15 protein-coding genes and 1 riboswitch are annotated in these 21,502 nt (G+C 30.2%); of the genes, 13 read left to right on the top strand and 2 right to left on the bottom strand.

Annotated elements, in window-relative coordinates:
- A partial coding sequence (locus tag BUB33_RS11520; RefSeq protein WP_159429156.1) for an IS3 family transposase occupies nt 1-247 on the top strand: 247 nt, incomplete at its 5' end.
- 102 nt (nt 248-349) lie between these two features.
- Here the strand turns inward: BUB33_RS11520 and BUB33_RS11515 are convergent.
- Nucleotides 350-1,912 carry a PucR family transcriptional regulator gene (locus tag BUB33_RS11515; protein ID WP_072976496.1) on the bottom strand — a complete coding sequence of 521 codons (1,563 nt, stop codon included), beginning with the start codon at nt 1,910-1,912 and terminating at the stop codon, nt 350-352.
- A gap of 127 nt (nt 1,913-2,039) precedes the next feature.
- On the opposite strand from BUB33_RS11515, the gene BUB33_RS11510 reads away from it, so the two are divergent.
- The 9 genes from BUB33_RS11510 to BUB33_RS11470 all read left to right on the top strand — a co-directional run bounded on the left by BUB33_RS11510 (nt 2,040) and on the right by BUB33_RS11470 (nt 15,162).
- Nucleotides 2,040-3,980, top strand: coding sequence for an oxidoreductase (locus BUB33_RS11510; RefSeq protein ID WP_084725405.1), 1,941 nt, complete (start codon nt 2,040-2,042; stop codon nt 3,978-3,980).
- A gap of 13 nt (nt 3,981-3,993) precedes the next feature.
- Entirely contained in the window at nt 3,994-4,704 is a 711-nt protein-coding gene (locus BUB33_RS11505) for an SDR family NAD(P)-dependent oxidoreductase (RefSeq protein ID WP_072976494.1), read from the top strand.
- A gap of 258 nt (nt 4,705-4,962) precedes the next feature.
- Nucleotides 4,963-5,496, top strand: a complete 534-nt coding sequence (hpf, locus tag BUB33_RS11500) for a ribosome hibernation-promoting factor, HPF/YfiA family (RefSeq protein ID WP_072976492.1) — start codon at nt 4,963-4,965, stop codon at nt 5,494-5,496.
- A 131-nt stretch (nt 5,497-5,627) separates the two neighbouring features.
- On the top strand, nt 5,628-8,363 hold the full coding sequence (gene secA, locus BUB33_RS11495) for a preprotein translocase subunit SecA (RefSeq protein WP_072976490.1): 2,736 nt from the start codon (nt 5,628-5,630) through the stop codon (nt 8,361-8,363).
- Nucleotides 8,364-8,387: 24 nt separating this feature from the next.
- Nucleotides 8,388-9,495, top strand: a protein-coding gene (prfB, locus tag BUB33_RS11490; RefSeq protein WP_177432058.1) for a peptide chain release factor 2 whose coding sequence is annotated in 2 segments (ribosomal slippage) — nt 8,388-8,462 and nt 8,464-9,495 — 1,107 coding nt in all. Because the reading frame shifts where the segments join, the coding sequence is not laid out codon by codon here.
- A 101-nt stretch (nt 9,496-9,596) separates the two neighbouring features.
- Nucleotides 9,597-11,696 (top strand): Tex family protein, encoded by a 2,100-nt coding sequence (locus BUB33_RS11485; protein WP_072976488.1) that lies wholly within the window; start codon nt 9,597-9,599, stop codon nt 11,694-11,696.
- 137 nt (nt 11,697-11,833) lie between these two features.
- Nucleotides 11,834-12,991, top strand: coding sequence for an amidohydrolase (locus BUB33_RS11480; protein ID WP_072976474.1), 1,158 nt, complete (start codon nt 11,834-11,836; stop codon nt 12,989-12,991).
- A gap of 12 nt (nt 12,992-13,003) precedes the next feature.
- Nucleotides 13,004-14,125, top strand: a complete 1,122-nt coding sequence (locus BUB33_RS11475) for an ATP-NAD kinase family protein (protein WP_072976470.1) — start codon at nt 13,004-13,006, stop codon at nt 14,123-14,125.
- 209 nt (nt 14,126-14,334) lie between these two features.
- Nucleotides 14,335-14,455: riboswitch (FMN riboswitch) on the top strand.
- 98 nt (nt 14,456-14,553) lie between these two features.
- On the top strand, nt 14,554-15,162 hold the full coding sequence (locus BUB33_RS11470) for an ECF transporter S component (protein WP_072976501.1): 609 nt from the start codon (nt 14,554-14,556) through the stop codon (nt 15,160-15,162).
- Between the two features lie 61 nt (nt 15,163-15,223).
- On the opposite strand, the gene recQ is transcribed toward BUB33_RS11470, so the two are convergent.
- Nucleotides 15,224-17,389, bottom strand: a complete 2,166-nt coding sequence (gene recQ / locus BUB33_RS11465; protein WP_072976468.1) for a DNA helicase RecQ — start codon at nt 17,387-17,389, stop codon at nt 15,224-15,226.
- Between the two features lie 155 nt (nt 17,390-17,544).
- Here recQ and BUB33_RS11460 point away from each other — a divergent pair, with 155 nt between their 5' ends.
- The 3 genes from BUB33_RS11460 (at nt 17,545) to BUB33_RS11450 (ending at nt 21,374) form a co-directional block, all read left to right on the top strand.
- Nucleotides 17,545-17,838, top strand: coding sequence for a GNAT family N-acetyltransferase (locus BUB33_RS11460; protein WP_072976466.1), 294 nt, complete (start codon nt 17,545-17,547; stop codon nt 17,836-17,838).
- 82 nt (nt 17,839-17,920) lie between these two features.
- Nucleotides 17,921-18,289, top strand: coding sequence for a BlaI/MecI/CopY family transcriptional regulator (locus tag BUB33_RS11455; protein ID WP_072976462.1), 369 nt, complete (start codon nt 17,921-17,923; stop codon nt 18,287-18,289).
- A gap of 1 nt (nt 18,290) precedes the next feature.
- Entirely contained in the window at nt 18,291-21,374 is a 3,084-nt protein-coding gene (locus BUB33_RS11450; protein ID WP_072976460.1) for a M56 family metallopeptidase, read from the top strand.
- Nucleotides 21,375-21,502 lie beyond the last annotated feature (128 nt).

Below are 21,502 nucleotides of genomic sequence, written 5' to 3'. Positions count from 1 at the left end.
AAATGATGCAGATATGATACAAAGCATGTCCAGAGTATCAAGATGTATTGATAATGGACCAATGGAAGCATTTTGGGGAATGTTAAAATCAGAAATGTACTATCTTAAAAAATTCTGCACATATTCCGAGTTAGAATCTGCTGTTATTGAATATATAAATTATTACAATAATCATAGGTATCAAAAACGATTACAGTGCATGACTCCAATAGAATACAGGCGTTATCTTTTAGATTCAGCTGCTTAAAATGAATATACGCCAATCATAATGAAATGGTTGGCGCACAAAGTTTTTATTATTTTCACTGTCTACTTGACAGGGGCATGTTCATATTAGATTGTTTTTTATTTATTGTATATCTTTTGACTTTTCTATATAATTCATAAGCTTATAAGATAGCAAGATATGGAATGTCTCTTCATGATCCAATAAGTTTATTTTGGTAAGTTCAATAATTTTATTTATTTTATATCTCACAGTATTTCTATGGATAAATAATTCTTTAGCAGATTTTTGGATATTTTGGTTATTTTTTAAATATACAAAAAGAGTATCAAATAGATTACTGTTATTAGACTTGTCATATTCTTTTAGTTTTAATACAATTGGATGGAAGTATTCTTTAAAATTAATTTTGCTTGAAGTTAAAGAGATTAAATCATATAATTGAATTTTGTTATAGAAACTTATACGGTTATTTAAGTTAAGGATATGGTTAAATTTTATAGCTTTTACCCCTTGTTCAAAGTATTTATGACATTCCATAATATTATAGAATTCATTACTTACTCCTATGAGTATATGATTTTTATTTAAAAAGTCCTCAATGTTTTTGTTGAATAAATCTTCAATAGAAAATTCATAATCAATATTATATAACATTACAATATAGTCATTATAGTAGACTGAGCCTTTAACTGTAAATAGGGATTGGATAGAATCAGATAAGTATCCAGAGTATTTTCCTTTTGAATTATATTTTGAAATATCAAAAACTATTATTACAAACTTTTTATCTAGCCGAATTCCAGCATCTTGTATTCTCTCTTTTACTGTGTTTTGATCCTTTATTTTCTTATCAAGTAAATCTAATAGAAGATTTTCATATACCAAATCATTTGCATTTCTATAGATATTTTCTTTTTTCATTTCTTTAGCTATGACTTTACTTATTAATACAATTAATTCTTCATCTCTTTGGGTGAAAGGCTTGTTACATTCTAAGACAATGACGTTTCCAACATGTTTATTATCAATTTCTATTTTATAAAGCATTTTCTTTATAGGGCTTCCATTACATACAATTTCAAAGGGATGATGGGTTTTAAGTCCCTGCTGTATGCTTTTCATTTTTTTCACTGCAACAATAAAATCATATGAACAGTAGCTTCTCTTTATATTTTCTTTCCAATAAGGATCTGTAATTTTTGAAGCATCTGAATAAGCAAGTATTTTATAACTTGCATCTATTATAATAATAGGATTATCTAAGATTTCAGCAGCAGCCTTTACTATATTGTCTATTCCATTTCCCTTTATTATAGAATTCAAAAGAGCAGCAGAACTATTTAATACATCTAGTTCTTTAGAAAATAAATCTCTAGCTTGATTGAATATTTCAAAGATGTCCTCATTAATACTCATTTCTATGATATTAAGATCATTAATAAAAAAATCAGATATTGCAAAATTATTATCATTGATTAAAAGTAGGTTAATATTTTCTAAAGTCCTTGTGCTTTCAATTAATATAGATGTCTTTCCCACATATAATATTTCTTCTGAAAATAAATTTTGATTTTTGGTAATAAATTTTATATCTTTGAATTCTTGGTTAATATTTTTATTAAAATATAAATTGATTATTTTAGAAGAAAAATGGTTACATAACTGTTGAAAACTGATTTTCATTATATTCACCTCTTTTTTATTATAGTGCATTAAGCACAATAAAACAATTATTTTTGATTTGTATATACATATTACTATATTGTTTAAAATGTTATATTTTAGACAAATTATATTGGAGGGATGTAATATGGATTATGAAAATCTCTTTTCAAAGGGAAAAATAGGAAAGCTAGAAATGAAAAATCGAATAGTAATGCCACCAATGGGAACAGGATTAGCTAGTTCTACTGGGGAAGTAACAAATGAACTTGTAAGATATTATGAAGAAAGAGCAAAGGGTGGTTGTGGTCTTATTATTACAGAAATAGCAAGAGTTGATGATGTAGAAGGAGTGGGGCTTGCAAACCAAATATCAGTTACAAATGTTAATAAGATTACAGGGCTTGAAAAACTTGCAAGGGCTGTACATAAATATGATAGTAAAATATTTATACAGCTTCATCATCCAGGAAGACAAGGACATTCTATGCTTATGGGAGGAAGACAGATTGTAGCTCCAAGTCCAGTTATGTGTAAGACTGTTGGTGAAATGCCTAGAGAATTAACGACAGAAGAAGTAGAAGTTTTAGTTAAAAAGTTTATAACTGGAGCTAAGATAGGACAAACAGCTGGTATGGACGGAGTTGAACTCCATGGAGCTCATGGATATTTAATAGGTCAGTTCCTAAGCCCTTTAACAAATTTAAGAACAGATAAATATGGTGGAAATTTCACAAATAGGATGAGATTTATAACAGAAATAATTTTAGGAATAAAACATATTTGTGGAAAGGATTTTCCAGTATCTGTAAGAATGGATGGAGATGAGTTTGTAGAAGGAGGACTTACTTTATCTGAAGCAGTTGAGGCTGCAAGATATCTTGAAAGTATAGGTATTGACTCAATAAATATAAGTTCAGGAACATATGAATCGGGAGTAACTATTATTGAACCAATATCTTATGATCAAGGCTGGAAAAGATATTTAGCTCAAGCAATAAAAGATTCTGTTAATATACCTGTAATAGGATGTATGGTAATTAGAAAACCTGAGTTCGCAGAAAGCCTTATTAAAGAGAAAACAGTTGATTTTGTAGCTTTGGGAAGAGCACAAATAGCTGATCCAGAATGGGGTAAAAAGACAATGGAGGGAAGAGAAAAGGAGATTAGACAATGTATATCATGTTTACATTGCATAGAACAGTTAAGCCTTGGAACAACTACGAAATGTGCAGTTAATCCTAGGATGGGAAGAGAACTTGAGTTTCAAAACTTTGAGAAAAATGGAGAGGGAAGAGTTGTTGCAGTAATAGGTGGTGGGCCAGCAGGTATGGAAGCTTCAAGAGTACTTGCATTGAAAGGATTTAAACCAATATTATTTGAGGCTAAAGACGTACTTGGAGGAAGTGTATATCTTGGAAGTAAGCCACCATTAAAAGAAAAGTTAAATTGGTTTCTTGACAATCTTGAATATGAAATTAGACAGCTAGATGTGGATATAAGATTAAATACAAAACCAACTATCGAAGATATAAAGGTATTAAATCCCTATGCTGTATATGTTGCATCAGGTTCATTACCTATAATTCCACCAATACCAGGAATAAAGGGAGAAAATGTTTGTACTGTTGTAGATGTACTTGAAGAAAGAGTTTGCATTAAGGATAAAAATATTGTAGTTATAGGATCGGGAATGACAGGATTAGAAACATCAGAGCTTCTTGCTGAAATGGGAAACAAAGTAACAATAATAGAGATGATGAATAAAATTGGTACAGGTATATATCGTTCAAATCTATATGATGTAATTTCCAGACTTGAAAAATATGGTGTTGAAATGCTGCCAAGTATGAAGCTTGTTTCTATAGATAAAAATGGAATTACTGCTGAGAATATGATAAGTGGTAATTTAATTTATAAAGAAGCAGACCAAGTTGTTTTATCTCTTGGAGTAAGACCAAACAATGAAATAGTTGAGGAACTTGAAAAGAATTTTTCAGTAGTAAAAGTCCTTGGAGATTCTAATAAACCTGGGAGAATAGCAGATGCAATTCAAACTGGATTTGAAAAGGCATATATTTTAGAGTAAGGGGGATAAGAATATGAAAGACTTCAAAGGAAAGGTTGCTGTAATTACAGGTGCAGCTCATGGAATAGGTCATGCTTTGGCAAAAGAAGCAGCTATGAAAGGTATGAATCTTGTATTAGCAGATATAGATTATGAATATCTAAAAAAGGTTGAAGAAGAAGTGGCTGAAATAGGGGCAGAAGTACTTTCAATTAAAGTGGATGTAACTGAATTTGAACAAGTGAAGGCTTTAGGAGATAAAACTATTGAAACATTTGGGAAAGTAGATTTGTTTTTTAATAATGCTGGAGTAGTTGTTCCAGGACTTTTAACTACTCCAAATATGCCAACATATCATATGACAAAACATGCCAATGTTGCATTAAGTGAATCTGTTAACTATCAATTACAGAAGATAGGTTCTAAGATTAAAATGTCTGTGTTTTGTCCTGGATATATTCAAACAGATCTTGATAACTGTGATTTAAGAAGACCTGAAAGATTTAAGATAGATAATAATGAGCCATATTATTCAAGTGTTGAATACAAAGCAGGATTAGAAAGAGCACATTTTGTTATAAGAACAGGTATACCTATAGATAGTGTAGGAATGAGCGTGTTTAAGGCTATTGAAGAAGAACAATTTTATATATTAACTCATCCTAAATATAATCAGATTATAGGAGACAGAGTCAAGACAATACTGGATGGAAAAAATCCAGATGTTTTCTCATTTTTAAAATAATGGTAAAAATTATCCACCACTTGTCCATATGTTATCCACAAGTAAAAATGCATAAAATTAAATTATTAACAGTTTTACACAGACTTATACACATTATCCACAGAATCCTCAAGATTAATTGTGGATTGTTAACTATAAATTCCAGTTCAGATTTAAAAAATATTTAATATAATGTTATTATATTAATTTTTAGGGTAATATATATAACAAATAGTATAAGCTATTAGATATAATGCTTATATGAAAGGAGCTGGGTTTATGAAATTAAATTTTACTGGAAAAAATATGGAAATAACAGACGCATTAAGAGATGTAACAGAGAAAAAACTAGGGAAACTGGACAAATATTTCCAAAAAGATATTGAAGGTAATGTAACCTTCAGTTCAGAAAAAAATAGGAAGATAATTGAGGTAACCATAAACCTACCTGGTACAATTATTAGAGCTGAAGAATCAACAGATGATATGTATGTATCCATTGATAAGACAGTGGATGTATTAGAAAGACAAATCAGGAAATATAAAACAAAGTTACAAAAAAGATATAAAAATAATGAAACCATTAGATTTGAAAATGTAGTACCATTACCAGTGGAGGATGATTCTGAGAAACCAAAATTAGTGAAAAGAAAAAGATTTGGATTAAAACCAATGTCATCAGAAGAAGCAATATTGCAGATGGAGTTACTTAGACATAATTTTTACGTATTTTTAGACTCAGATAATGATGAAGTAAGCATTGTTTATAAAAGAAAAGATGGAAATTATGGATTGATAGAACCAGAAATTTAATATATATATTTGTGAAAAGGGCAGGATTATATCCTGCCCTTTTAATGTCAATCTTATGGTTGAAAGGAGTGTAAATAAATGATAAAATAATATGATAGCTATGATATTGAAGTTTGAAAGGTGGTTAATCAATGGCAAGCTTATTTGAGAAACTGTTTGGCACATATAGTGATAGAGAGTTAAAAAAAGTTACACATTTAGTTGATAAAATAGAATCCTTAGATGGAGAAATGCAAAAATTAACAGATGAACAGTTAAAAGGAAAGACATTTGAATTTAAGAATAGATTAAACAATGGAGAAACTCTTGATGATATTTTACCTGAGGCGTTTGCAGTTGTAAGGGAAGCAGCCTATAGGGTACTTGGCATGAAACATTTTAGGGTTCAGTTACTTGGTGGGATAATACTTCATCAAGGAAGAATAGCAGAAATGCGAACAGGAGAAGGTAAGACTTTAGTAGCTACTTTGCCTGCATATTTAAATGCTTTAACAGGTAAAGGGGTTCATATAGTTACAGTAAATGATTACTTAGCTAAGAGAGATAAGGAATGGATGGGTAAAATTCATGAGTTCTTAGGTCTTACAGTTGGATGCATTATTCATGATATAAGTAATGCAGATAGAAAAGCAGCTTACAACTGTGATATTACTTATGGTACTAATAATGAATTTGGGTTTGATTACCTTAGAGATAATATGGTGATTTATAAAGAAGATATGGTTCAAAGACCACTTTATTTTGCCATAGTGGATGAGGTAGATAGTATATTAGTCGATGAAGCTAGAACTCCTCTTATTATTTCAGGAGTAGGTGATAAATCTACTAAACTTTATGAAATGGCTGATAATTTTGTAAGAACATTAACCAGTAGAATAATGGATCCAAGTGAAGAAAGAATTGATCCATTTAATAGTGAGTTTAAAGAGGAAACTGTTGATTATGTAATAGATGAGAAAGCAAGATCTTGTTCTATTACTGAAAAGGGTACTGCAAAGGCGGAAGCTTTTTTTGGCATTGAAAATTTATCTGATATGGAAAATATGGAAATAGCTCATCATATAAATCAAGCATTGAAGGCTAGATCTATAATGAAGAGAGATATTGATTATGTAGTAAAAGATGGAGAAGTAATTATTGTAGATGAATTTACTGGAAGACTTATGCAGGGGAGAAGATATAGTGATGGTCTTCATCAGGCAATAGAAGCTAAGGAAAAATTAAATGTAAGATCTGAATCAAAGACTTTAGCAACTATTACATTCCAAAACTATTTTAGAATGTATACTAAATTATCTGGTATGACTGGTACTGCAAAAACGGAAGAATCAGAGTTTAGGGAAATATATGATATGGATGTAGTTGAGATACCAACTAATAAGCCAGTAATAAGACAGGATTTAGCAGATGTTATTTATAGAAATGAAGGAGCTAAGTTTAGGGCAGTAGTTAAAGAAATAAAAGAAAAACATAAAACAGGTCAACCTATACTGGTAGGTACAATTACTATTGAGAAATCAGAAATACTTTCTAATATGCTGAAAAAGGAAGGAATTCCTCATGAAGTATTAAATGCAAAACACCATGATAGAGAGGCGGAAATCGTAGCTCAAGCTGGTAGGTTTGGAGCAGTTACTATAGCTACCAATATGGCTGGTAGAGGTACAGATATTGCATTGGGAGGTAATCCTGAATTTCTTGCAAAGCAGGAGATGAAGAAGAAGGGGTATAGCGATGAAATATTAACCTTAGTTGATAGTTTTTATGATACTGATAATAAAGAGGTACTAGAAGCGAGGAAGGTTTATAAGGATTTATATGATAAATATAAGGTAGAAACTGATGAGGAAAATAAAAAGGTATTGGAAGCTGGTGGACTTCATATAATTGGTACAGAAAGACATGAATCAAGACGTATTGATAATCAGCTTAGAGGTCGTGCTGGTAGGCAGGGAGATCCTGGTTCTTCTAGATTTTATATATCTTTGGAAGATGACTTGATGAGATTGTTTGGTGGAGAAAGAATAATTAATTTAATTGATAATCTAAAAATGCCTGAGGATGAACCTTTAGAGCACTCTATGCTTACAAGAGCCATAGAAAATGCTCAAAAGAAGGTTGAAGGAAACAATTTTGGAATTAGAAAACATGTATTAAAATATGATGATGTAATGAATAAACAAAGAGAAGTTATTTATGGAGAACGTAGAAAGGTATTAGAAGGAGAAGATTTAAGAGCTCATATTCAAGAGATGGTCAAGTCTTTAGTGACAGATAATGTTGAAATGTATACCCAAAGTAAATATCCAGAAGAGTGGGATTTAGAAAGCATAGAGAATTATGTAATGAACCTATTAAGTATTGAGAAAAGATTTTTATCATTTAATAATATAGAAAGCCTTACAAAGGAAATTTTAATAGATAAGATATTAAAAAAAGCAGAAGAAAAATATAGATCTAAGGAAATAGATTTTGGAGAAGAAAGATTTAGAGAAGTTGAAAGGGTAGTTTTACTTCAAGTAGTAGATAGTAAGTGGATGGATCATATAGATGCTATGGATCAATTGAGACAAGGTATTGGATTAAGAGCCTATGGACAAGAAGATCCAGTTCGTGCATATCAAAACGAAGGATTTGATATGTTTAACGAAATGACTCATAGCATTTGGGAAGATACTGTAAGATTTTTATATCAAGTCGTAAATCCAGAAAAGATTCAAAGAAAAAGGGTGGCAGAACCTATAGCTACCAATGCTGATGAAGTAAGTAAAACTATTGTAAATAAAGAGAAGAAAATAGGAAGAAATGATCCTTGCCCATGTGGCAGTGGAAAGAAATACAAGAAATGCTGTGGTCAAGACAATTAAAGTTGAAAAAGATGGGGTGATATATTGCAAGATATTTACTTAGACAAAGAAAAACTTCATGAAATAAGAGATACTGTTAAAGAATTGGGTGTTTCACTTTGACATTCAAGGGCTTAGGGATAAATCTCTTGATTTAGAGCAACAGTCCTATGAAGAGGATTTTTGGAAAGATATAGATAAGGCTCAAAAGATTATGCAGGAAATCAAGGCTTTAAAAAACCAAGTAAAAGAATATGATGATTTAATGAAAGATATAGAAGAACTTGAAGTTTTAATGGACTTGGTTCTTGAAGAAGAAGCCTATGATATGTATACTGATGTAGAAGAAGGACTTATGAAATTATTAAAAAGAGCAGATGATTTTAAATTAAGTACCTTATTATCTGGGGAGTTTGATAAAAACAATGCTATTCTTTCTATACATTCTGGAGCAGGAGGACTAGAAGCTCAGGATTGGGCTGAAATGCTTCTCAGATTATATAGAAGATGGGCAGAAGGAAAAGGATTTCAAGTGGAAACACTAGATATTTTAGCTGATACAGAAGGGGGTATAAAATCCGTTACCTTGCTTATAAAGGGTTATAATGCCTACGGATATTTGAAGTCCGAGAAAGGTGTTCATAGATTAGTTAGAATATCTCCATTTGATTCTGCAGGTAAAAGACATACTTCCTTTGCAAGTATTGATGTATATCCAGAGATAGATGATGAAGTAAATATTGAAATCAATCCTTCAGATTTAAAAATAGATACCTATAGATCTGGTGGTGCTGGAGGGCAGCATGTAAACACTACGGACTCAGCAGTGAGAATTACACATATTCCTACGGGAATAGTTGTGCAATGCCAAAATGAAAGATCTCAGATTACCAATAAGCAAACGGCTATGAATATGTTAAAAGCAAAATTAATTCAACTAAAAGAAGAAGAAAAAAAAGAAAGAATAGAAGATTTGCAAGGTAGTTATAGTCAAATTGCTTGGGGTGCACAAATAAGATCTTATGTATTTCATCCCTATAGTATGGTAAAGGATCATAGAACCAATGCAGAAGTTGGCGATGTATATGGAGTAATGGATGGAGATATTGATATTTTTATAAATGAATATTTAAAACAAAAAGCCCTTTCGTAAAAAGGGCTAAATTTTTTTAAAAAAAGGGATTTTTGATTTTTTGTAGAATAATATATTGAGAAGGTTCAAGACTGCAATAATAAATTGAAGGGAAGATGTATATGGATATTTTAAAAGCACTTATTGATGAGTTTAAATTAAAACCCTATCAAGTAAAAAACACAGTGGAATTATTGGATGAGGGAAATACAATACCTTTTATAGCTAGATATAGAAAAGAACAGACAGGAGAGCTACAAGATATTGTTATAAGAGAATTATCCAATAGATTAACTTATTTAAGGAATTTGGAGACGAGGAAAGAAGAAGTTATAAGGCTTATTGATGAGCAAGGCAAACTTACAGAGGAACTAAAAAAGGAGATTATAGAATCAGAAACACTTCAAAGAATTGATGATTTATATAGACCATTTAGACCAAAGAGAAGAACTAGGGCAACTATTGCAAAAGAAAAGGGATTAGAGCCTCTTGCTGAAATTATAATTGATCAATCCTTAGATAAGGAAGAATTTAGAAATAAGGTAATTAGCTTTATAGATGAAGAAAAGGGAGTTAACAATGAAGAAGAAGCATTAGTTGGGGCTATGGATATTATTGCAGAGATAGTATCTGATGATGCTGACAATAGGGATATGATTAAAAAGATTATTAATGACAAGGGAGTTTTGGTAGTAGAGGGAGTAGATAAGGAAGAAAAAACTGTATATGAAATGTATTATGACTATAAGGAGTCAGTAAAATCTATTGCAAATCATAGGATATTAGCCATAAACAGAGGAGAAAAAGATAAAAAGTTAAAGGTGACATTGAATATAGATGATGTTGATATAATAGAATTGTTGGGGACTCGTTTAATAAAAGATAAAAGTAAAGATACAGCTTTATACATAGAAAAGGCAATAGATGATGGATATAAAAGACTTTTATTTCCTTCAATAGAAAGAGAAATAAGAAACAACTTAACAGAAAGGGCAGAAGAGGAGGCAATAAAAGTATTTGCCATAAACTTAAAGCCCTTACTTATGCAGCCACCAATTAAAGGTAAAACTGTAATGGCAATTGACCCAGGCTTTAGAACTGGGTGTAAGGTTGCAGTTGTAGATGAAACAGGAAAAATGATGGAGTTCACTACAGTATATCCAACAGAGCCTCAAAATAAAGTGAAAGAAACAATAGTGAAATTAAAAGAATTAATTAATAAGTTTAATGTAGATATAATAGCTATTGGCAATGGAACTGCATCTAGGGAAACTGAAATGGTAGTAGCAGAAATGCTTGGTGAAATAGACAGAGAGGTATCATATATAATAGTTAGTGAAGCAGGAGCATCAATTTATTCAGCATCAGAGGTAGGGATAAAAGAATTTCCAGATTTAGATGTATCCATTCGTGGAGCAGTTTCTATTGGAAGAAGGCTTCAAGATCCTATGGCAGAGCTTGTAAAAATTGAGCCAAGACATATTGGAGTAGGACAATATCAACATGATTTGAATCAAGGAAAACTTGATGAAGCACTTACTGGAGTTGTAGAAGATTGTGTAAACAGTGTAGGAGTAGATTTAAATACTGCTAGTCCTTCTCTTTTAAAATATGTGGCTGGAATATCTACAAGGGTTGCTAATAATCTAGTTAATCATAGAGAAGAAAAAGGAAAGTTTAGAAATAGAAAAGAACTTCTTAAAGTAAAAGGATTGGGAGAAAAGACTTTTATTCAATGTGCAGGATTTTTAAGAATTCCTGAAGGAGATAATCCTTTAGATAATACAGGAGTTCATCCCGAATCCTATGAAGTAGCAGAAAAGTTGTTGAAGATAGATTATTCTAAGGGAGAAATAGAAAAAATATCTGAGGAATTAAATATTGGTATTCCAACTCTTGAAGATATAATTAGGGAATTAGAAAAGCCAGGCAGGGATCCAAGAGATGAGATGCCAAAGCCTATTTTAAGACAGGATGTACTTAAGATAGAAGATTTAAAGAAGGATATGGTTTTAAATGGAACTGTAAGAAACGTAGTAGATTTTGGTGCTTTTATAGATATAGGTGTAAAGGAAGATGGATTAGTACATATATCTCAGCTTTCTAATAGATATATTAAACATCCTAAAGAAGTTGTTAAAGTAGGAGATATAGTTAAGGTTAGAATAATGGAAGTAGATATGGAAAGAGGAAGAATAGCATTGAGCATGAAAGAAGTATAGATAATTTACAAAGATAATAAAGATATTAATTGGCGACCTATGGTCGCCTGATTTTAACACCATAAATAATTATTGAATAATCAAAATATTATAGATATAATGTTGTTTAGAGTTGCGAAATAAATGGAGGGGATTATATGATATTTATTAAAAATGGCAGAATATATACAATGGCAGGAGATATAATAGAAAATGGTTCAATACTTATAAAAGAGGGTAAGATAATAGAAGTAGGGCGAGATATTATTGCTCCATTAGATGCAGAAGTAATTGATGCAGAAGGTAGAATGGTGACTCCAGGATTTATAGATGCTCATTGCCATCTAGGTATGTGGGAAGAAGGAATAGGATTTGAAGGCAGTGATGGAAATGAAATGACAGATCCTGTAACTCCTCATATGAGGGCGATTGATGGTATAAATCCTATGGATATTTCATTTGAAGAAGCATATCAAGGTGGAGTAACTACTGCTGTTACTGGTCCTGGAAGTGCCAATGTAATAGGAGGTACTTTTGTAGCTATAAAAACTTATGGAAATAGAATAGATGATATGATAATAAAGAACCCTGTTGCTATGAAAATAGCATTTGGTGAGAATCCTAAGAGAATATACGATTCTCAAAAGAAATCTCCTATGACTAGAATGGCTACGGCGGCAATACTTAGAGATACTTTATTTAAAGCAAGAACCTATTTAGAAAAGAAGGAGAAGGCAGAAGATCCTTCAAAGATGCCTGATTATGATATAAAGATGGAAGCTTTAATACCAGTGCTAAAGAAGGAAATTCCTTTAAAGGCTCATGCTCATAGGGCAGATGATATATTTACATCTATTAGGATAGCTAAGGAATTTGATTTAGATATTACATTAGATCATTGCACAGAAGGACATTTAATAGCTGAACATTTATCAAAGGAAGGAAAGCCTGCCATAGTAGGACCTACATTTGGAAATAGGTCTAAATTTGAATTGCAAAATAAATCCTTTGATACACCTAGAATATTAAATGAAGCAGGAGTTAAAATAGCAATTATTACTGATTCTCCAGTAATCCCTCTACAACATTTATCTTTATGTGCAGGGCTTGCATATAATGCAGGACTTCCTGAAATGGATGCATTAAAGGCTATTACAATAAATGCTGCTGAAATAGTAGGATTACAAGATAGGATTGGAAGTATAGAAGTAGGGAAAGATGCAGACATTGTTATATTTGACGGCAATCCAATAAAAGATATTGATTCTAAGACATTTGTTACAATAATTGACGGAAAAGTAGTTTATAGAAGATAATGAGGTGATTTTATGAAACTTGGTTTTATAGTTAATCCTATTGCAGGTATGGGAGGTAGAGTAGGATTAAAGGGTACAGATGGTCTTGAGGTTTTGGAGAAAGCTAGAAGTCTTGGTGCAGTACCAGAATCTCCAAATAAAGCAAAAAAGGCATTAGAAGTGTTATTGTCTATTAAAGATAGATTAGAAATTTACACTTATCCAGGCAGTATGGGTGAGGAAGAGGCATTAGAAGTAGGATTTAAACCAATAGTATTAGAAGATGGAAAAGATAAATTTTATCCTAAAGATACGGAGGAAGCTGCAAAGAAAATGGTTGAAAAGGGAGTGGATTTAATCCTTTTTGCTGGTGGAGATGGTACTGCAAGAAATATTTATTCTGCCATTGGTACAAAAGTACCAGTTGTAGGAATACCAGCAGGAGTTAAAATTCACTCTGGAGTCTATGCAAATCATCCAAAGGCGGCGGGAGAAATTGCATTAAAATATTTTCAAGATGACCATATGGAAACAATAGAAGCTGAAGTAATGGATATAGATGAGGATGCCTTTAGAGAAGGAATAGTTACAGCAAGACTCTATGGATATATGAGAATCCCCTTAGAACCACAATTAATCCAGACAACTAAATCAGGTGGTGGTTTAGGTTCTGAGGAGGAGGCATTAAATGGAATTGCTGATAGGATTATTGAGGAAATGGAAGAAGAGCCAGATACTTTCTTTATAATAGGCTCAGGAACATCTACACGTCCAATAATGGAGAATCTTGGTTTACCCAATACTCTATTAGGAATAGATATAGTAAAGGGTAAAGAATTGATTGCCTCAGATGTAAATGAAAGACAGATTTTAGACATAATAGAGGGACACAAAGCTAAAATAGTTGTAACTGTCATAGGAGGCCAGGGTTATATTTTTGGAAGAGGTAATCAACAAATTAGTGCAGAAGTTATTAAAAGAGTAGGCAAAGAAAATATTAGGATAGTTGCACCTAAGAACAAGATATTATCTTTAGAAGGGCGACCGCTATTAGTTGATACAGGAAATGAAGAAGTGAATAGTATGTTTAATGGATATATGAAGGTGTTAAATACCTATTATTCAGAATCTATAGAAAAAGTAGAAGGTCTATAAATTTTATTATAAATAAGACAATGATAAATCATATCTAGATGATGGAGAACATGGATAAAGAGCTAAAAGAAAAATTTGATAAGGTTGAGAAAGTAAGGATGGAAAATACCTATGATATTGCTTACTTGAAATCAGTAAAATAAATGTAGGAGATTTTTACTTTAAAAGCACTTGACATTATTAATATCCATGAATATAATTAAATTAAGATATATCTTCAGGGGGAGGTGTAAGTCCTCACCGGCGGTAAAGCCCGCGAGCCGATGAAATTCGGTTGACTTGGTTAGATTCCAAGGCCGACAGTTATAGTCTGGATGGAAGAAGATGTAGTAGACTTAAATTATTTAGCTAGTCTATTTTTGAACCCCGAAGATTTTCTACGGGGTTTTTTAAAATCCCGAGAAAATAAAAATTTGGAGGGATTTTTTATGTATACATTAAGTAAAGAAACATGGAATACTAAAACCATGGTAAAGATTTCAGTACTTGGAGTGATTTCATTTATCCTTATGTTTTTTGAATTGCCATTACCATGGCTAGCACCACCATTTATGAAGATTGATATTTCGGATTTACCTTCATTAATCGGCTCTTTTGCCATAGGACCTATGGCAGGAGTAATTATCCAATTTTTAAAGAATATTTTAAACCTTTTAATTGATGGAACTACAACTGGTGGCGTAGGAGAATTTGCTAATTTTGTAGTGGGGTCAGCATTTGCTTATACAGCAGGTTTTGTTTATTATAAGAAAAAGACCTTTGGAAGAGCTGTAGTAGGATTGTTTTTAGGAACTATAGTTATGACTATAGTTATTACACTTGCAAATTACTTTGTAATGTTTCCTCTATATGCAAAGTTAATGGGACAAGATATACAAGTATTTGTAGATATGGGTACAAAAATAAATAAGAATATTACAGATTTAAGGTCTATGATGTTAATAGCAGTAATACCTTTTAATTTGCTGAAAGGAATTATGGTGACAGCCTTGACATTATTAATATATAAAAGAGTATCACCAATACTTCATAAATAAAATCAATAAATAGTGAATAGTTTTATGCAAGATATGTATTTTAACTATTCACTATTTGTTATTAACTATTCCTTAATCCATTTTTAGCAATAATTATTTTAATATCTTCATAACTGATGTCTTCAGGCAAAGCTTCCTTTATTGGTTTTAATTTTTCTAGACCTATTTGATTTATTATTGATAATATTTTTTCTTCTTTTGCAGGGTCATTTATAAATCTTGACCAATCTATATTTTGTCCATGTTCTTCACATTTTGATAGATGTTCAATTATAGTATTTATAGTAAAATTTCTTTTTTCAGATATTTCCTTTAATGATAAACCTTCCAAATAACAATCATAAGTTAATTGATATCTGTCTACTAAATCTTCCCTTATAATTTCTTTTTTTCTAATATCTATAGAATTAATCTCTTTTTCATTGCAATAGTTTTTTATTACATGAAGAAATTTTTCTCCATAACTTTCATATTTTTTGGTTCCTACTCCTTTTATCATGAGCATAGATTCTTTGTTTTGAGGAAAATAAGATGACATTTCTATTAATGTAGAATCATGGAATATCATAAATGGAGCTAGTCCCTTTTCTTGAGATAGTAAGAATCTCAGGGATTTTAATTCTTGGAATAAATCTTCATCAAAGTTTTCTATCATATCTTTTGTGGATAGTCCTTTTTTCTCACTAGATGATTTAGTTTCTAATAGATGTTTTTTATGATAGACTTTAACTTGACCTCTCAATACTTCTCCAGCAGTCCGTGATAATTTTAATACGGGAAATTTATCTGCTGTTATATAGATATATCCTCTAGATACTAAAGTCATTATAATTTCTCTTAATGTACTTTCACTGTACTCTTTCATAATTCCATAGGTGGAAACACTATCCAACCCAAACTCTAATAATTTTTTATTCTTTGAACCCCTAAGAACTTGAATAACCATGGTTAAGCCATATCTTTCCTGCACTCTATATATACAGGATAGTATTTTTTGTGACTCTATGGTAATATCTACCATTTCCGACTTATCTAAACAGTTTCCACAGTTATTACAATTAGGATTTTTGATGGTTTCTCCAAAATAATCTAATATACTATTTCTTAAACAATTATTTGTATGGCAGTAATCAACAAGATATTGAAGATTTTTATAGAGAATAGTTTCTCGTTCCAATGATATTGGATTATTTTGTATCAAAAGTTTCTGTTTTACTATATCTGATGGAGAATATAGAAGAGTACAATGACTAGGCTCTCCATCACGACCTGCACGTCCAGCTTCTTGATAATATGCTTCCATATTTTGAGGCATATTATAATGAATTACAAATCGAACATCTGGCTTATCTATTCCCATGCCAAAAGCATTGGTAGCTACTATTATTTGTACTTTATTAAATATAAAGTCATCTTGGTTTCTTTGTCTAGTATTTGCATCCATCCCTCCATGATAAGGAACTACAGAAAAGCCCTCATTATTTAGTTTTTCACTTAAGGCTTCTACAGTTTTTCTTGTGGAGCAGTAGATAATGCCTGATTCATTTTCAAAGTTATTTTTTATATAATTAACTAAATAAGAATATTTATTGCTTACTTTTATAACTTGATAAAATAAATTTGGTCTATCAAACCCTATTATTGATTCTACAGGATTTTTAAGTTCTATTAATTCTTTAATTTCCTGTACTACCTCTTTAGTAGCTGTTGCAGTATATGCACCAACTACTGGTCTATTGGAAAAGGTTCTAATAAATCGTGGAATTTCCCTATATGAAGGTCTAAAGTCATGACCCCATTGACTAATGCAGTGTGCCTCATCAATAGCTACCATAGATACCTTTATATCATTTACTAAATTAATAAAAGAAAATGTATTTAAACGCTCTGGGGCTACATATATTATTTTATATTTACCTTCTTTTATTTCTTGTACTCTATAATTATATTCACTATCATCTAAGGTGCTATTTATAAAGGTACCAGATATTCCAATTTCATTTAATGAATCTACTTGATCTTTCATTAGAGATATAAGAGGGGAAATAACTATTGTAATTCCATCTAATAATATAGCTGGCAATTGATAACAAAGAGATTTTCCTCCACCTGTAGGCATAATGCCTAAGACATCTTTACTATTTAAAACTCCATTTATTAACTTTTCTTGACCTTCTTTAAATTCTGTATATCCAAAATAAGCTTTAAGAGCCTTATAAATATTCACAGAAACACCTCCAAGATGATTTTATAATTTTTAAGGTGTAATATCAAGGCGTAATTGCCATATTAGATTTATTATTGATATAATGTAATAAAGAATTTATATGTGGAGGGATTATCAATATAATATGTAAAAAAAGAAAATCAGGAGGAATTTATATGGATAAGTGCGTGTTAATTAAACCAAATCTTTCCTTTAAAGATGATATTCAAGACTTTCGTAAAGGATACTCTGTTAGACCAGATGAAAGAAGAAAAGGTTATGCTAAGATGATGCTTGCTGATTGTCTTAATATTTGTAAATTATATGGTCTTGAAAAGGTTTTGATAACTTGTATTCAAGGAAATGAAGGGAGTAAAGGTACTATTTTGGCTAATGGTGGAATATATGAAAGTACAATTTACTGTGAACCTGATGATGTATACCTTGAAAGATACTGGATACATATTTAGATTTTTATTCTTGACTCTATATTCTACATGGTGTAAAATAAAATCAATACTACACAATGTAGAAATTCAAGGAGTGATTTAATTGGATATAATCAAAATTTCAGATGCGGAATATGAAATAATGGAAATCATATGGAATGAGGAAGGAGAAGTTACTACAGCAGATATAATTGAAAAACTGGGGGAAGATAATTTTTGGAAACATACTACTATACTTACTTTAGCTAAAAGATTAGTAGATAAAAATGTACTAAGGGTAAGAAAGGAAAAAAGAGTTAATTATTATTCTCCAAATATAAGTAAGGATGAATATAAATCATATCAGGCTAATGGCTTTATAGAGGATATGTATGACGGCAGTGTAAAGTCTTTAGTGGCTTCATTATATGATAATAAAAAGATAGATGAAAAGGATTTAAAAGATTTAAAAGACTGGATTAGGAGGTTGTAATATGGAAATTCTAAATACAGTTCTGAATATGTCTATTACTGGAAGTATAATATTTTTCATATTTTTGCTAATAAAACCTTTAACTAAGAAACATTTTAACTCATCCTGGCATTATAAAATGCTTGTTTTAATCCTAATCTTTTTTATCCTACCAGTAGGTAATTTTATAAAACTACCTATAAAATCAATACCTAATATTTCTAATTTAGAGATTCAAGAGTCTAGAGGATTGGAAAATATAATTAAAAATCAAGCAACAAAGGACATGGAAAATATTGAGAATGGAAAAAATCAAAAACCTAAACACGAAATAAAAAAGGAAGTAAAAGATAAAGAAGTTAATACAATAAAAGTAAAAAACCATATATCTAAAGATATAAAATTTAACATCAATGATTATATAAATATAATTAAATATATATGGTTAGGGTGTATGATTATTTTATTTCTATCAAAAATCATACCCTATATTAGATTTAAATCTGCAATTCTTAAAAAAAGTATAGAAGTTGAAGATAAAGATATTTTAGAATTATTTAATCTATGTAAAGATGAATTAAATATAAATAGTAGAATACACTTAAGAATTTGTGATACTATTGGATCTCCAATGTTAATAGGAGTATTTCATCCTATAGTATTAATTCCAAATAGTAATGAAGATTATAAAAGATTAAAAATGATATTTTTACATGAATTAAACCATTATAAACGAAAAGATATTGTAGTAAAATTCTTTGGACTTATTATAAATGCAGTTCATTGGTTCAATCCAATAATATATATATTGTTAAAAGAAATGGATAAATATATTGAATACTCCATAGATGAAAAAGTAGTAGAAAAAATGGATATTAGTGACAGAAAATATTATGGAGAAACTATCTTGAATTTAATAGGCAATTCCATGACAAAGAAAAATTCTTTTACAACAGCTATGGGAAGTAATGGGAATCAATTAAAGTCTAGACTGGAAAATATGATATTTTCTTTTAAAATATCTAGAAAAAGACATATAGTTTCTTTGTTTATATCAGTTCTAATGCTTATATCAGGAATTACCGTAGCTTGCAGTATTTTACCCAACAAGACTATAGAAGAAAATAACACTTTTGTAGTATATATCAAAGAAGATGGACTTTATTATTCTTATTTAAATGGCGGAGAAGAGATTAAAATCCATGAAGGGAAAGAATTTATTTATCCGCTTATTTCTAGAGGAGGAAGATATATAGCCTATACTAAAGGAAAAGGATTTTATATATATGATATTAAAAATAAAGAATATGAAGAAATAGCAGATAATATGGAACATTATTATATTTCCTATGACTGGGTAGATGATGATACTATAGTATATTCTACAGACAATCCTGGGTTTACAATATATAATGTAGATACAAAGATAAAAAAAGAGCATTTAGACGAATTTTATTATGATAACCTTAGAGCAGCAAATAAAGACACTATTTATGGTATAAAAAGGAGTAAATGGACATCAGAAGGAACAGATTATGCTGCTAATAACGGTGTAGTTGAGATAAATTTAAAAAACTATGATTCAAAAAACAAGGTGTTTGCCATAAATACTATAATAAAATCCAGAGAAACGACAGATGAAATGATAGGATATAATCCTATTATATGGGATATAACAGAGAATGGGAAATACATTTATATAATGGAAAAACCTGCCTCAGGCTCATTAAGCACTGATGGCATAGGTATTGGAATATATGATGTGGAGAAAAAGGAACATATAGAATTTACAGACATAACAACATTAGCTTATAAAAATCATTTATCTATAAATCCAAAGAATAATAATTTAATTGGATTAATAGAAGGCGGTTATAGGGAAATGATTTTAAACAAGGAAATTGTTTTATTAACTATAGATGAAGATAAAACATATAAAACAATTAAATTTATGGATAAGGATTTAGTTGCTATGACTCCAAGTTTTACATTAGATGGGGAGAATTTATTATATTCAGCAACTAAAAATTTAGAGGATTTTAGGGCAACTAATTTTACTAAGGTATATAATGAGTGGGAAAGTCAACCACACAATATTTATGAATATAATATGAAAACATCAAGTGTTAAAAAGATAACAGAAGGAGAGCATTTCGACTTTATGCCCATCAGTGTATCAGAAGATAGTATATTGTTTAGCAGATATAAGGGCAATGATTATTATAGTTTAATAAAACTGACCAACGGGAAAGAAAATGTGATAGTTGATAATATTATTTTTAGTGGTGGAAGTGACAATTACCCCTTTGGACTCTATGGTCATATAGATACAGAAAAAGGTATGGATATATTTTTAAATAGAAAGGAAGTATATTCATATAAAGAAAAGGATAAAAGTCAAAACATTATAAATGAGTTGTATAAACTGAAAGGAACTAAAATAGGCAATAATTCAAAAGTTGGTAATATACTTAATCTCTTGGATTTTCCTGAAGAATTAACTCCCAGTGGAATGGAATTATCTACTAAGGAAGAACCCTATGGACTCCAAGTTAATTTTAAGGCTCATGCTGAAACACAGATGAAATATATAGCCATGAGTTCCGACTACATTTGGAGAGCCCAGTCTTTAATTTTATTCTCCCTTATTGATAACTTAGATTATATTAAGTATGCCATAGATAGTGGAGACGGAAATATTGTTGTATCTTATATAACTAGAGAGGTTACTGATAGTCTAACTATGTCAGCATTAGGATATAGGATTTCAGAAATAGCTAAAAATAAGAAACGTTTTAAGAAATTTTATGAAATATTGATTGAAAACAGTATGGAGGAAAATCAACCTGAAGGGTTAGTTGGATATATAGTAATAAAGGATAATACTTTGTATTTTAACGAAGTTGAAATTGTTGAATGGGAAGACAAGGCAAGGGTAAAAGAACTTGGTCTAAATGAATATGATATGCCAAATGGATATATGATTATTAACAAAAATAAAAGTGAAAGAACCTTTGAATTAGCAGATGAAGTTATATTTACTTTTACAGATGTAAACCTTGATTTTGTAAAAAATTCAAATATACAATTTAATTTAAATGTATAGAACTTGGTGAACATTAGCTGCTAAACTAAGTTGAATTAATTATTTGAGATTTTAATTGTCTTAAACTTATAATTATTAAAACAAATTTAATCAGACTGTTTTATATATAGATGAGGAAATCATTTTTT

Source organism: Tissierella praeacuta DSM 18095 (assembly GCF_900128955.1).
Classification (GTDB): domain Bacteria; phylum Bacillota; class Clostridia; order Tissierellales; family Tissierellaceae; genus Tissierella; species Tissierella praeacuta.
This window is presented reverse-complemented; position numbering and strand designations above follow the sequence as displayed.